The 13,671-nt window shown below is 66.8% G+C and carries 14 protein-coding genes; 5 read left to right on the top strand and 9 right to left on the bottom strand.

Annotated elements, in window-relative coordinates; genetic code table 11:
* Positions 1–43: 43 nt before the first annotated feature.
* Both J2S53_RS06140 and J2S53_RS06135 read right to left on the bottom strand, forming a co-directional pair.
* A complete protein-coding gene (locus tag J2S53_RS06140) occupies positions 44–340 on the bottom strand; it encodes a hypothetical protein (RefSeq protein ID WP_456240167.1) in 297 nt (98 codons plus the stop codon).
* A gap of 268 nt (positions 341–608) precedes the next feature.
* A complete protein-coding gene (locus J2S53_RS06135; protein ID WP_456240166.1) occupies positions 609–6,026 on the bottom strand; it encodes an AAA domain-containing protein in 5,418 nt (1,805 codons plus the stop codon).
* Between the two features lie 481 nt (positions 6,027–6,507).
* Here J2S53_RS06135 and J2S53_RS06130 point away from each other — a divergent pair, with 481 nt between their 5' ends.
* Positions 6,508–6,750, top strand: a complete 243-nt coding sequence (locus J2S53_RS06130; RefSeq protein ID WP_456240165.1) for a hypothetical protein — start codon at positions 6,508–6,510, stop codon at positions 6,748–6,750.
* Positions 6,751–6,869: 119 nt separating this feature from the next.
* Here J2S53_RS06130 and J2S53_RS06125 read toward each other — a convergent pair whose 3' ends face one another.
* Together J2S53_RS06125 and J2S53_RS06120 are read right to left on the bottom strand one after the other, a co-directional pair.
* A complete protein-coding gene (locus tag J2S53_RS06125; RefSeq protein WP_456240164.1) occupies positions 6,870–7,361 on the bottom strand; it encodes an Imm1 family immunity protein in 492 nt (163 codons plus the stop codon).
* A gap of 14 nt (positions 7,362–7,375) precedes the next feature.
* The gene (locus tag J2S53_RS06120; RefSeq protein WP_456240163.1) at positions 7,376–7,831 is read right to left on the bottom strand and encodes an Imm1 family immunity protein; all 456 of its coding nucleotides are present in this window, start codon (positions 7,829–7,831) and stop codon (positions 7,376–7,378) included.
* 684 nt (positions 7,832–8,515) lie between these two features.
* Here J2S53_RS06120 and J2S53_RS06115 point away from each other — a divergent pair.
* The gene (locus tag J2S53_RS06115; RefSeq protein ID WP_456240162.1) at positions 8,516–8,929 is read left to right on the top strand and encodes a hypothetical protein; all 414 of its coding nucleotides are present in this window, start codon (positions 8,516–8,518) and stop codon (positions 8,927–8,929) included.
* 89 nt (positions 8,930–9,018) lie between these two features.
* Here the strand turns inward: J2S53_RS06115 and J2S53_RS06110 are convergent, their stop codons facing one another.
* Together J2S53_RS06110 and J2S53_RS06105 are read right to left on the bottom strand one after the other, a co-directional pair.
* Positions 9,019–9,264 carry a hypothetical protein gene (locus tag J2S53_RS06110; protein WP_456242714.1) on the bottom strand — a complete coding sequence of 82 codons (246 nt, stop codon included), beginning with the start codon at positions 9,262–9,264 and terminating at the stop codon, positions 9,019–9,021.
* A 23-nt stretch (positions 9,265–9,287) separates the two neighbouring features.
* Positions 9,288–9,776, bottom strand: coding sequence for an NUDIX domain-containing protein (locus J2S53_RS06105; RefSeq protein WP_456240161.1), 489 nt, complete (start codon positions 9,774–9,776; stop codon positions 9,288–9,290).
* Positions 9,777–9,799: 23 nt separating this feature from the next.
* On the opposite strand from J2S53_RS06105, the gene J2S53_RS06100 reads away from it, so the two are divergent.
* Entirely contained in the window at positions 9,800–9,982 is a 183-nt protein-coding gene (locus J2S53_RS06100) for a hypothetical protein (protein WP_456240160.1), read from the top strand.
* A 75-nt stretch (positions 9,983–10,057) separates the two neighbouring features.
* A complete protein-coding gene (locus J2S53_RS06095) occupies positions 10,058–10,909 on the top strand; it encodes a hypothetical protein (RefSeq protein WP_456240159.1) in 852 nt (283 codons plus the stop codon).
* A gap of 313 nt (positions 10,910–11,222) precedes the next feature.
* On the opposite strand, the gene J2S53_RS06090 is transcribed toward J2S53_RS06095, so the two are convergent.
* The 3 genes from J2S53_RS06090 to J2S53_RS06080 are packed head-to-tail and all read right to left on the bottom strand — an operon-like array spanning position 11,223 to position 11,983.
* Positions 11,223–11,366 carry a hypothetical protein gene (locus J2S53_RS06090; protein WP_175496884.1) on the bottom strand — a complete coding sequence of 48 codons (144 nt, stop codon included), beginning with the start codon at positions 11,364–11,366 and terminating at the stop codon, positions 11,223–11,225.
* The gene (locus J2S53_RS06085) at positions 11,363–11,659 is read right to left on the bottom strand and encodes a hypothetical protein (protein ID WP_456240158.1); all 297 of its coding nucleotides are present in this window, start codon (positions 11,657–11,659) and stop codon (positions 11,363–11,365) included. Before J2S53_RS06085 ends, J2S53_RS06090 begins: the two co-directional genes overlap by 4 nt.
* A gap of 6 nt (positions 11,660–11,665) precedes the next feature.
* Positions 11,666–11,983: a hypothetical protein gene (locus tag J2S53_RS06080; protein ID WP_456240157.1), complete on the bottom strand. Its 318-nt coding sequence runs from the start codon at positions 11,981–11,983 to the stop codon at positions 11,666–11,668.
* 36 nt (positions 11,984–12,019) lie between these two features.
* On the opposite strand from J2S53_RS06080, the gene J2S53_RS06075 reads away from it, so the two are divergent.
* Complete coding sequence (locus tag J2S53_RS06075; RefSeq protein ID WP_456240156.1) at positions 12,020–13,117, top strand: XRE family transcriptional regulator; 1,098 nt, start codon at positions 12,020–12,022, stop codon at positions 13,115–13,117.
* The last annotated feature ends 554 nt before the right edge of the window (positions 13,118–13,671 follow it).

Below are 13,671 nucleotides of genomic sequence, written 5' to 3'. Positions count from 1 at the left end.
GGGACGGTGTGTATCACCCTCCGTCGCCACCCGATCGTCGACTTCACTCGGCCGTACGTACGTGACCGTTCGCGGCGTCCGCCCGCTCCGCTTCCTGCCGCAGTGCCCTGTGGTGGATCGACCGCCAGTGGTATATCTGGATGCCGAACGTCAAGGTGCAGCACAGCCATGTCAGTAGGAACTGAGGTGAGCCGATCACTCCGGCCACATAGGGCATGGCGAGATAGATCGCCGTGATGCTTCCAGTCAGTGCGCACAGTACAACGCAGGTCACCATGATCCGCCATGCCGTCCTGCTCGACACCTTGACGGGAATATCCGGTGGTACGTATCGCTGCATATGTCCAAGGTAATCGAGTGCCTTGTCCTGGTTCGGCGAAGATCATCGGCCGTTGCGGGACCGTGATTCGGGGGGCGGAGCTGCTCTGGTCCCTCGTCCCGGCTCGGTCCTGCTGGACGGTCCGCACGGTGGGTTTCCGGGTGGTGTCCGATCGGTACTCGCGGCCACCACACGATCACGTCGAGTCCCACCCGACCGATCGTGTGGTGGCCGCTCGCGGCAGCACCACTCGGTCATCGACGACGATCGCCGAATCCGGTGCGAGAAGCTAGGCGTCCTCCTCGTCCACGAGTGGCGTGACGGCACGCAGCCGCTGCTCCGCCTTCGCACTGAGCTGGCGCCAGCCGAACCGGCGCACCACCGCGCGGAACAGCCGTTTCTCGTCCAGCCATCCGTACTGCAGGGCCTGCTCTCCGAGCACGGTCGCCAGCTCGCGGGGTGGAATCTCGTCGATGGTGCGCGGCCCGGCGGTGCGGACCAGCACCGACGGCTGTTCGGGCAGCCGGAACGTGCGGTGCGCGATCCGGTTGTCTCCCAGCGGGTTGTCCTCCACCAGCATCTCGTGGCGAACGGCGGCGGAGATGCCCTCGTTGAGGGTTTTGGATATCTCCGAGGTGCGTCGTCCACCGTAGGCACGGGCGTAGAGCCTGGCCAGTCGGTCCCCGAGCATCGGCCCCTCGGTGGCCACGATCTCCGCCAGTCCCTCGGCGAGCCGCTTGCGCACGAGGTTCTGCGGGTGCGGCAGCGTGCCGTCGTACTCCACGTACTCCGCGTGCTCGGAAACCGACCCGTCACCGGTCGGACCGGATACCTCGGCGGTTTTCCCGGTGTCCTCGTCGACGGGACGGGAGTCCTCATCGCCCGGGGCGGGTTCCGAACCCCCGCTCCCGGTCTCTTGCTCGGTGCTCTCGGCCTCGTCCGGCACCACGAGCGGCACGGCCGTTCGCCCGGCGATGTCCTGCTCCGCGGCACCGTCCTCGACGGACCGCCCCGCGACCGATTCGGCGGCAGTCGATTCCCTGCTCGTGGGCGCTTCCCCGCTCGCGGGCGTCACGATTTCCGGGATTTCCGGCTCGGCTCCGCGCGGCTGGATTCCCGCCGTGCGCAGCGCCCGCCACAGCGATTCCAGCTCGCCTCCCTGGTCCACGTAGAACGCCGACTCCCGGATCCGGTGGAACGTCCAGCCGCAGCGCTCCAGCTCGCGCTGCCGGGCGAGGTCACGTTCGTAGGCCTCGGGTCCGTGCCAGGCGTCGCCGTCGCACTCCACGGCCAACCGAGCCTTGCTGCCGATCACCACCAGGTCGATCCGGTAGGGCTCCACGGAGTACTGCGGGATCACCGAGTAACCGCGTGAGACCAGCCGGTTGAACACCCGCTGTTCGAACAGCGAGTCGAACCTGGTGTCGCGCTGATCCTCGGATACGACGCCCACCAACTCGTCCGAGTCGGTTCGGGACCCACCGTCGATCATGCCGTAGCAGTGCTCCAGGAGCTGGTAGCGCATGTCCTCCTGGTTGTGCAGCTCGGAAAGACCCACCGAGTGGAACAGCCAGACCTGGTCCTTGGCGCGGGAGACCGCCACGTTGTAGCGCTGCACGTGTTGCAGCGCGGTCAGCGAGCTGATCCGTTTGCCCTCCCTGCTCGCCTCCACCATGGACAGGAAGATCACGTCGCGCTCGGCGCCCTGGAAATCGGGCGGGGTTCCGCACCGCAGTTGACGACGTTCTATTTCCTGCGGCGAGAGCCGGTCCAGCAGTTTCCGCTCGATCAGCCGGGCCTGCCGCGCGTCCCCGAGCAGCGAGATGACCCCGAAGGTCTTCCCGTCGTAGCGCGGGTCGGTCGCGCAGCGCACGATCTCCTCGACCAGTGACTCGGCCTCGGGCTCGTTCAGCTCGCCCTTCCGGTGGCCCTCGGTGACGTGGCGGGCCCGGAACGGTTCGAGCCGGTCGGCGTCGTACTGGCGCACCGGGCTCAGCGTGATGTTGTCCGGCCGGTAGGCGATCCGGTTGGAGAACTCGATGATCTCCGGCACGCACCGCCGGTGCTCGGTCAGCGTGATCTGGCCGCCGTAGCGCATCTTGGCGTCGTCGAACAGGCTGTGCAGCGGGTCCTGCCAGGCGTTGCGGTAGCGGTCGTCGGCGATGTACTGCCCCGCGAGCTTGCGCAGGTCCTCCTGATCCAGGCCCACGCCCATCGGCGAGACCTGCTTGTCGTCGCCGATGACGACCATCTTCGGCGCCAGGTACTGCAGGAACACCGCCTCCAGCCCGGCCTGCGAGGCCTCGTCCACCACGACCACGTCGAACATGTCCGGCTGGATCCGGAACTGCTCGGCGATCCGGTAGATCGGCATGATCCACACCGGCACGGACGGCCTGCAGCGCATCATGGCCTCGCGGATCTCCGAACGTCGCCGTTCGGCGTGCGTGCCGGTGCCCTTGCCCAGCCGCCGGACGAGGTTGGAGTAGTTCCGCAGGTCGGCCCGGGCGCTGCCCCCGAGGCGTTCCGGGGCGACCGCGTGGCTCCACGCCCGCGTGGCGCACAGCCGCTCGCTCTGCTCCCGGATCACGTTCTCCAGCCCGTTGATCCTGGCCTGCAGCTCGTTCTCGTCGACCGTGTGCTGCCGCAGCACCCAGTCCCGCACGGCCAGCCACCGCCAGGCCGCCTCGAAGTCCGCCAGCCGCTCGGTCCAGAGATCCGTCGCGGAATCGGCGGCCTCGACCTCCGCACGCAGCTCCGGCAGGGATTCGGTCAGCCGCTGTTCCAGCTCGTCGCGCCGCCGGACACGTCGCCTTATCTCCAGCAGGTGCAGCAGCCCGCGGTGGTGCGCGGCGTAGTTGTCGATGTCGCGTGCCCGCACGGCCTCCAGCAGCGCGTGCACGCATTCACCGGTGTCGGACCAGCGCGTCTCGCTCACCAGTTGGTTCTCGAGTTCCCGCAGCGGTGCGCTCGTCGCCGCCGTGGTTTCCACCGCTGCCGCGGCATCGGCCAGCGAGGCGTAGCGCCGCACCGACGCGAGGTCGCTCCAGTCCGGTTTCGGCAGTCCCTTCCGGGACAGGTGCTGTTCCTCGGTGGCCAGTTCGTCCCCGAGGCGCAGTACCCGCTTCAGCTGGTTGGCCTGGGCGACGTGCCAGTCCAGCCGTTCGCGGAACGTGTCCTCGGCGGTGATCGTCATGTCCTCGGGCCATGCCTTGTCCAGCGCGATCAGCGCTCGGTAGGACTCTGTCCAGTGCAGGAACGCCCGCAGCTGTTCGACCGTGGTGGGGGAGCGGCCGTTGAGCCGAACCTGCCGGAAGAGCGGTTCGGCGTGCTTGATCCACTTTGCGGTGAACATCCCGAGCTTGACGCTGCCGTCGGACCGGGTCTTGATCCTCCCACCGTTGTTCAGCTGTTCGAGTACTTCCGTGGCCAGGCTCGTCAGCGTGGGGATGTCGCCCGCGACCTGTACCTCGACCAGCGGGTCCAGCTGTTGCAACGCGGTTTCGCAGCGTTCGGCGAGTTCGTCGATCCGACTCGCGCGGGAACGCCAGACCTCACCACGGCCCGACAGCACGTCGTCCAGGGCGGTGTTCAGCCACGCATCCGAACCTCCCGCGATTTCGTCGGCGGTGTCGGCCAGCCCCCGCAGCCGCTGCCGCAGCGATTCCCGCGTCCCCTGGTCCAGCGCGCGCACCACGTCGAACGCGGCGTGCTCCTTGAGCTCGTCGTGCCGCTGTTCCTCCTCGCGTGCCTTCGACTCGGCGGCGACCAGGTCGGCGAACCTCTCGGGTGCGGCGATCCCGGCGGGATCGACCAGTCGTTGCCGTGCCCACGGTTCCTCCGCCGACGTCTCCCGGTCGTACAGCGCACCGCGCCACTCGTTGATCTCGGCGTTGTTCAGCGGTGGTGCGCTGTCGGCCGAGACCGAGGCGAACCCGGCCAGCCACTCGTAGCGTTCCGCGTCGGCGGCGTGCCGCTGGGCGATCGTCGACAGCGTGCCCTGATAGCCGCCCACGGAGTGTTCCCTGGTCTCGTGCTGCCTGGCCTCGACCAGCTCGTGGTGCAGCCTGGCGCGTTCGCGCCGCGCCTCCCCGATCCGGTTCGAGCACTCCGCGACGATCTCGGTGGCGCGCTCGTCGTCGTACTCCTCGGTGTTGTCGGCGATCGTGTCCACGGCCACCCGCAGGTCCGACATGTCCTGCCGCGAGTTTCCCACCACCGCCACCGACAGCGGTTTGATCTCCTCGGGGAGCTTGTCCCGCACCTCCTGCAGCGCACGGTCGGTGTGCGCGGTGACCAGCACGCGCTTGCCCTGCGCCAGCAGGTGTGCCAGCAGCGCGGCCGTGGTGTGGGTCTTGCCGGTGCCGGGCGGGCCCTGCACCAGGGTCTGCGGTTTCGAGTCGACGTGCCGCACCACCCGCAGCTGTTTCTCGTTGACCGGCAACGGGAGGAAGGTCTCCTCGTCGACGTTCTCCCGCCCGCCGGAGCCGGGGTTCTCGGAGCCGACGGGCTGCTGATCGGGATCGACCAGCGGACGCACTCCCGAGGGGACGACGCCGCTCTCGGCGAGCTGCTCGGCGATCGACTCGAAGATCCGCACGATCCCGCGCTGCGAGCGCTTCCGGGTGATGATCGCGGGGGCGAAGGTGGCGACGGGGTGGGACTGGGCTCGGGCGGGTTCGTCCTCGTCCCGGTACTGGCCGTCGGCGTCGAGGGTGTGCACGAACCGGCGGATCACTCCGGCCAGCTGTTCCAGGTCGAGTGGGTGCGCGTCCAGCGCGGCGGCCTCGGCGGCCAGTTCGTTGAGCTTCTCGGTGTCGGTGAGCAGCTCGGGTGCGAGCATGTCCCGTTCGAGGGTGAACTCGTCCGCGCCCTCCTCGGAACGGACGACGCTGAGCGTGCCGGAGTCGTCGTCGAGGTGGATACCGGCGGCGGTGGTCAGCAGGTGCCGTTTGATCCGGGTGCGGCTGTCGGGCTGCCAGCTCAGGCAGCCGATTCCCAGCACCAGTTCCAGCGACTCGGGGTTGTTGCCGATCTCGGTGTAGGTGCCGAACAGCTCGTTGTAGAGCTCCCGCACCGGTCGGTCGGCCAGTTCCCGCTCGGCCCAGGAGTTCCAGTCCGCGAGCCAGTCCTCGTGGTCCTCGTCGATCTCCGGGTGGTCCTCGCGTCGCAGTCGTTCCGCACCGCGTTCCTCGCTGCCGCGTTCGGTGGTCGGTGCGGCGGCGGCCGGAACCGTGTCGCGCGGCCTGGGCGTTTCCGCCGGGTCGTCGACCGAGCCGTCGAGCCACTCGGCCAGCCGCGTCGACGGCTGGGGCGGGTCCTGTTTGGGCAGCCGTTCGACGCTGAGCACGTGCTCGCTCTCGGCGGGGTCGCTGTCGCGTCCCGCGAGCGAGACGGCCGGGTGCTCGGGGACCTCACTCGTCCAGCGAACCGACTGGTACTTCTCGACGGTGTGGATCGGGGTGGTGCGTAGTCGTTGGGCCTCGCCGAGGAACTGGAACAGCCGCCGCGCGCGGTCGGCCAGCGGGTCGCTTTCCCGGATCGGCGGTTGCGCTCCGTCTTCGGTAATCGGGTCTTCGGTGTTCGGTTCCGCGGTCTTCGGGTCTTCGGTGCCCGAGCTCTCGGAGTTCGAGCCCTCGAAGATCGGTCCCTCGGTATCCGGTTGGTCGGGGGAGTCGGAGTTCGCTTGCTCCCTGCCGATTGTCAAAGTTGTTCTCCTCGCGGGGTTCGCGTCGTCGGGAAGGGCGGGCGACGTCCTGTCGCGCGGGTGCGTCGTCGATGCTCGGACGACAGTGCTTTCGAACTGGGCTTTCGAACGGGGCTTTCGAACGGGGCTTTCGAACGGGGAGCCGTCGATTTCCGGCGTATCGTGTTCCGCCGCTGTTCTAGCACCCGCCGTTCGGGTTCCGGCAGGGCAGGTGGGTTGTCGGCGTTCCGGGAGGGGCGGTTGCCCCGGGGTGAGCGAGCGGAACGGGCAGCCGCCGTGGGGCTCGACCGCCCGTTACCGGGTTGTCGCCTCGGGTCGCCCGGGCGGGTGCCGCTGTTTCCGTCGTCGGAATGGCAACCGAGCCCTGCCCTCCCGGATCGCGGTAGTCAGCCGTGATGGCCTGCGCGTTCGACCAGCCCGATCAGCTCGCGCACCTCGGATTCCGGTTCCGTCGTGCGCACCCTGGGAACGGATGCCCAGCGTGCGTCGACGCCGTGTACATCCCTCCAACCAGAAATCCAGGTCGGCACCTGCCTCGCCGTACAAGGTGATCGAACGCGGTGAGGACAACACCAAGTTCCTGCGGAAGTTCCTGGACGACCAGGAGGCGCGGGACGACTACATCCGAATGGCGCGGCGATTTCGCGAGAAATTGACGCCGCGCGGGAGTCGGGTGGTGGAATCTCACGGCTCGTCTCGCTGGGATTGCCCCGACATCGGGTAGCTACTGCGCGACCTCGGGCCTTCCTCGCGAGAGCCGCACGAGAGAATCCTCCGGCTCCGCAAGCGCTACACCGCTCGCGAACTCCTCCGAACACTGACCACCAGCACCACTCGACGTACCTAGGCGACGACGTCCGGCAACGGTTGCAGGATGGCACCGGTGAAATCGCCGCGTACCCAGGTCACCGACTGCGGTCGTGCGCCGCCTGTGCGGCAGAACTCTCGGACGGCGATGCGGGCCTGTTCGAGGGGGAGCGCGCTGTGTGGGTCATGGTCGTGCGGGTAGCCGGGATCGATGACCAGGCGAGGTGGGGTGCGCAACGGAGCGTCCGTGCCGAAGGAGACGAACGTTTCCATCGTGGCTTCCCCTCGGAAACCTACCCAGGTCAGCGCGGCATAGCCGGCGGAGGGGTCGCTGGCGAGCTGGAGGAAGTTGTCCGGCGCCCACTCACCGACCTCATCGGTCCAGGGCTGGGCGGCGCAGTAGAACTGGGCCACCTCACCGAGTGGAATCGGCGCCTCCGCCGATCCAGGCAGGGAGCGATCGATGGCCTCATCGATCACACGGTCAACATCGTCCCAGCGCTCCACGTGGTGGAACTGGTCATGCACGAGTGCGCTGATGATCATAATGAGTGAACAACAGAGGGGTTGACCTGCTCACGCCATGTGACTAGCTGAGGGAGTTCACCCGTCTCCAGGAATTCGGTGACAAGGCGTGTCAACGTAGGAAACGAGAGCCCGTTTCCGGCACGCATCGTGTGCGAACGGCTGGTGTGGTACTCCGGCGAGGCCGGGTCTCCCACTGCCTGGCACCAATGCCCCGGGCCGGTGTACTCGGCGTAGCCGTAGCCACCAGCGACCGCGATCTTGAGCGAGTGATCAGGGGTCAACCGGCCCGGCCGTGGGTGCTGTTTCATCGGTCGGGAATCGTGGGTCAGTATCGCTTCGTTCGCATTCGGGTCCGACAGCTCCGCCAGGAATGTCTCCACCTCGCTGTCCGTCACCAGAGTTGACTCGCGAAGGTTCTCAGTCACCGTGCTATCCGGTTCTAATTCGAAGTGCTTGGCACGAATTGTCACGACGGTTCCCTCCCCACGTAGCGCGCTCGTTCCCCGTTGTCGCATGGCGCGACGGTAGCGCCGCCAACCGACAGCGGAGGCGCTCCAATGGACGAAGCCGTTGCGAAAGATCCTCTCCCGCGTCAAAAGTCAGCCGATCGGGCCGGAATCGCCATCTAGGCAAGTCACGCCGGTCGCGGTGTAGTGCTGTCCGGTGTGGGCGATCAGCGCGTTGGGGCTCAGGAGCGCGGCCAGCACACGCTGCCCGTCCGGGGCGGTCCCAACCGCTGATTCGCCGTCTCACGCCGCCCAGCCGCGAGCCGCACCAGCGTCGACACTCCCGGCGACAGCACCTTCCGTTCGCGCACCCACGCCACGGCCGCATGAACAGCGCCTTCGGCCCCTCTCTGGTGGTCCAGGCGCGGACCTCGATCCACTCGCCCAGCTCGCCCTCGACGTCGGAGAACTCCCGCCACTTCAAACAAATGGCGGATCGTAATCACCCGTCCGAAGTATGTTTCTATGCATTTGACTGAATTGCATTTTCGCTTGGATGCTGTCAAATGAAAAATGGGCACTATGACGGCCGTCATAGTGCCCAGTGTGGATTGTGTGTGCGCTGTGGTTATCGTTCCTGCGATTACATACATCGATTGTGGTAAGGTTTTGGTGCAGTGAGTTGTGCCGGTAGTATCATCTGGAAATATGTCTGATACACAACACCGGAGTGTGGCTACGAAGTTCGAGGACTTCTTCGGCGGGCCACGTCTGGCCATCACGGGGATCGCTGTCGTTTTGGCACTGGCCGCGGTGATTGCGCTGGGCTGGGTCGGGGTGTCGGCGTTCGTGTGTGCCGCTGTATTCACCGGCGTGGAGGCGATCCTCGTGACAGGGTGGGTCGCGATCCGCTCGGGTGGGAGTGATGCGCTGCGTGTTGGCCTGGCGGGTCTTGGTGGGCTGATCGTCCTGTTCGCGTTCGGCGCTACCGGCATATTCACCTTCGCTGAACAGAATGTCTGGTCCGGGCTCAGCGGAGTTATCGGTATAGTGACCGCGACCTTGCTCCTGCGGGTATCTCTGCCCCGTCAGAACCACGGCATCCAGTCCCAACAGCGGTAGTTGGCCTCGTGCTCCCAAGACTGACCTGAGGCGGGTGCAGACAAGATACGCACGAAAGGCACATTGGGACCGGATAGGCCAGCCCGCACTCACGGGAACACGCGCCGGAACCCAAACAGTCCGGATCGTTCTACGGTGCCCGCAAAGCGACACTCAGCCTCTCTGGCTCTGTGAACAGCAGAAACGACCCATTCCTTTCCGGGTTTTCCCGGTCGGGAAGGGGTGTTTTCGTGTCTGCCGCCCAGAGCGGCATCGTTCAATTGTCCTGCCAGAAGGTCCAACACCGCAGCGGGAACCTCCAACGGATCCGCCAGAAACGTGCCCGAATAGTGCACCGTACCCAACCGCAGAGCAAACCCTAGCTGTAGGTGCTTGCGGGGTTGTTCAGTGTGTGTAGGCGGTGTGCGGGGTTGGCGAGGTGGGCGTCGATGAGTTGTTGTACTTCGGCGCTGACCGGATGCTGGTCGGTGGTGACCACCCAAGCGGACTCGTCGTGTTCGCTGAGGTGTACCTCGGCGGGGTTGGCCACGGTGACGGTCCAGGTGTGTTGGCGGGTGTGCTTGCCGGAGCCGGAGGTGTAGTCGAACGCGCCCAGGTAGCCGGTGATGGTCGAGATGGTCAGGCCGGTTTCTTCGGTGACTTCGCGGTGTAGCGCGGCATACAGGTCGGTATCAGTGGGTTCGACTTTGCCGGAGGGCAGTTCCCAGGTGCCGCCGCGGAAGTCGTCGGCGGGCCGTTTGAGCAGGAGGAGCGTGCCGCCGTGGTCGATGACGGCGCCGACGACGTGTTGGTCGACGCCGTCGGCGGTGTCGGCGCTGGTGAGTTCGTCCAAGCCGGGTGTGTTCATGCGAGTATGCCTTCTTTCAATTCGTGACGGTGGGTCCAGATTTCGTCGAACGCGGCGAGGTAGCACTCGGCGAGGGCATCATCGTCGTGGGGGACTGGCAATCCGAAGTGAACCCGATGAAGGCCGTAATCAAGCTCGGCTGCGCCGCCGTCGTTGCCACCATGTCGGCACCGACCGCTGGTGACGACCCGATCGACGCCCGGTGAGTCGCGTGCACCGCCACATGCTCCGACCTCCCCGAGGTGTCCGACGTTTGAGGGTGCGGTGGCTACAGTGCGGGGATGCACACCTCTGTGGCGGGTCCGGCGGTGACGGTGGATCTGCGTCAGCAGCCGCACGCGCACGCGCTCGAACGGGCCGAGCGATCCCTGGGAGTGGTCGTGGACCGGGAATCGGCCGTAGTCAAGCGGCGCTCCGTCGGCGCCCGCAGTGACCGGGAGACGTGGGTGCGTCTCGAGGTTCAACCACGTGAGTCGCTGGGCACGCGAGGGTGGAACGGGGTTGAAGCCGCCGAAGTGCTGCGGGGTGTGGCCAAACCCGCCTGGTACCGGGGAGTGTCCTGGCTCGACCGGGACGCGGGGCTGATGTGGCGTGCCGATGAGACGCAGCTGGTTACCGCAGCGCCGGTCCCGGCCGCAGGCGTGCTGCGACATGCCCCGGAACTGTCCGAGTCCTGGTGGGAGACGTTCAACGCCTCGTTGGACGCGCTGGCCACGCACCGTCCGGCGCATCCCGCGACCCGGCACACCGCGTTTTTGACCCAGCAGCGCATCACGAACCTGATCACGCGGATGTTCGGTGCCGATGTGGATACGACCATCGACGAGTGGGTGGCCGTCCACGGCGACTTCGCGTGGCCCAACCTCACCGCGCCGGAGTGCTGGCTGCTGGACTGGGAGGACTGGGGCGCGGGACCGCGCGGTTTCGATGCCGTGTGCCTGTGGATGGGGTCGCTGGCGGTGCCGGAGCTGGCCGAGCGGATCGCCGCCGAGCGCGCCGTCGATCTGTCCACGCGCTCGGGGCGACTGTCGTGGTTGTACGCCTGCGCCGGGATTCTGGACACCGAGACAGATCCGGTGTTCACCGAGCCTGCCCGGCACCGGGCCGAGACCCTGCTGGGCCGGCCTCGATAGTCGGCACCTGCCCCGTCCTCGGAGCGAGGGTCTCTCCGCTGTACGGGTCCACGCGGTTCCCGAGCCGAGATGTCGTCTGCGGCTCGCCAGGAAAGCCGGACGGCGGCCTGGTTCCGGGCTGCTGAAGGTTGTCGGTGATCGCGCTCCGAGAGCAGCATCGAATCGGCACAACCGGGGAACCATTGGAAAACCGCGATGGCCGACAGCTGATTCACAGCGGGTAAGACGGTGCCTTACCCGCTGGTTCGGTCGCTGTATCCAGGGTTGACGAGGACGCTCGCTTGTCGCGTGCTCGTTTCCCTGGCGGGCGTTCTCAGAGTTTGTGGAGCCCGTCGAGTACTCGTTCCAGGATCGAGTGCGGCACTGTTGTTCGTTTTCTCGGTGGTTCGTGCAGCTCGCCGGAGAAGGCGGGGACGTAGCCGCGTAAGCGGTTCGGCTCGCGGGGCTGTCTGGTCACTGTTCCCCCTCGGCGCTGCCGGTGTCCGATTGCTCGGGGCTCGCGGTGCGCGGCTGTTCGGTACTTCCGGTGTCTGACTGTTCGGCGATCAGGAGTTCGGTGCAGTCCGGGCAGGTGGGAGCTTGGAACCAGTCGAGTTCGCTGGGTTTGGCCATGGCGCAGGACTTGCCGCACACCGAGGTGTCGGAGGCTCGGCCGTCCCAGTACTTGCCCCGGAAGGCGTGCCGGTGCCACTTGAACCCTGTCCTGTCCGGCACGGGCAGCCAGTAGTGCTGTCGCTTGGTGGTTTCCACGCTCGTTCACCTGTTCCAGCTCGGTTGTCCACGGTCCAGCCGCGGGTATTCGTTGAAGCAGTCCTCGCAGCACGGCCGAACATGGTTCATGCGCCGGCCTTCGGCCGGGGGAGCTTCGGCGTAGTCGTGCCCGCCGAGCGTGCTCACCCCACCGCCCTCGGTCGGCAACGCGTCCACCGTGGCGTGCTGGTAGCGATCTCCTTCCGGGGTGAACCAGTACACCGCGATGCGCTCCGTCTCCGCACTGATCTCCACAAAGCTCCCCCGCTCCACGGCAGACCGGCCCAGATCGCGGCCGGGCTGCATGGCACTGCTCGCATTCATTACCCAAAGCATCGGCGTAGTTTCGTTTCGCGCACAGTGGCGGAACAGGGGTCACCTCAGGGGCAGCTCGGTGGCAGACTGGCGAGCATGGTCGGCAACGATCACCTCAAGGCCGCACGGCACGCGGCGGAGTCGGCTCGCGTGCCCGGTGAGCACATGAGCCGTGCCGAGTTGGCAGAACGGGTCAACGCGTGGCTACTCGACAACACCGGCAGGTCGGGGGCGCTGGACCGGCATTATCTCGGCAGGCTTGAGCGCGGGCAGGTTCAACGGCCGGGGCGGGACTACCGGGCGGCCTTCCGCGCGGTCCTACAGGCATCCGATCGCGACCTCGGGTTCGCACTCGACCCACGCACCGAGCGGCTTCGCCGGGCCGCACAGCATCCCCGCAGGGCCGACACCACGGCCCTGTCCCAAGCAGCCGACATGCTCTCGACCGTGCGCAGGCTCGAAGACGAAACGAGCGCGAGCGCAGTGCTGCCCAGCGTCGCGGCACACGCCGAACTCGTGAACCACCTGGCCGACCAGTCCAAGCACACGGCTGAGGCGGTGGGACTGGCCTCGGAGATCAGCCAGTATCTCGGCTGGCTCAAGATCGCACGGGACGAGTACGGCGACGCGCAAGCCCACTTGGACCGTGCGGCGCGGCTGGCGCTGGAAGCCGACGACCCGCAACGGCTCGCCACCGCGCTGAGCTTCGCCGCGTATCGCGCACTGCTGCTCGGAAACTACGGCCAGGCGGCCAACCTCAACCGAGCGGCGATGCGCGATAGCCGGGTCGATCCGGGACTACGCGCATACGGGCACTTGCAGGGTGCCGAGATTGCGGCCTACGACGGGGATTCCCATACCGCCACACGGATGCTCACCCAAGCCGACCGCCTGATCGAGAACGCTCCCGATCCCCAAGCACTACCGGACGGTTCGTACTGGCACATACCGCCTGTCCTCAACGGGCACAAAGGGTTCGTGCTCCACGCCCTCGGAGATACCGAGCAAGCCCGCCAGACCGCGAGGGAATCCTTGGAAGCCATGCCGGAAGCCTGGACCCGCGCCGAGTGGGCAGCGGACCACCGTGCCCTCGCCGGATGGGAGGGTGACGCTGCCACACAGCGGATTCGCGAACTCGACTGAACCCCGGTTCGACTGATCCTCAGCCGAACAGTTTCGCACCCTCGGATTCGTTCCGGGGGTGCTTTTTATGCGCGCACCCTCGGTCACGGACAAAAAGAGTCCCCTGATCGTGACCAGGGGACTCCGTGTTATTTTGTATCCGCCAAGAAGCAAAATAACAGTGCTGAGCGTAGCACGGAATACGCTTCCCGCCACGCGCACCCCAGGCAGCGTGTGGGTAGGGCCGTAAGTCCTGGCCACGGTTCACAGCCGTGCGGCTCCCGGTCAGAGCGGGTGAAGTCCGCGCGTCAGGCAACGCACGATCTAGGCGAACCCGGCCGTGTCCTTGGTAAGCCCTGGCGCTCATGCTCGTGCACCCCGGCCATCATCCCGGCACTGCGCGTAACCCCCGGCTCGGCGAGCCCTTAATCCGGCTCGCGGGGTGAAGCTCCAAAGTCACAATTCCGGTATACCGAGAAGCTTCACCTCCCCCTCGAACCCGGCAGAAGTGTGTCGAACACACGACACACCCGAGATCGAGGGGGACTCGCAGCCTTACGGGTCCACGCGGTACC

Origin of the sequence: Actinopolyspora lacussalsi (assembly GCA_030803735.1) — a bacterium.
Classification (GTDB): domain Bacteria; phylum Actinomycetota; class Actinomycetes; order Mycobacteriales; family Pseudonocardiaceae; genus Actinopolyspora; species Actinopolyspora lacussalsi.
Note: the sequence above shows the minus strand (reverse complement) of the source record. Positions and strands in the feature narration are given on the sequence as shown.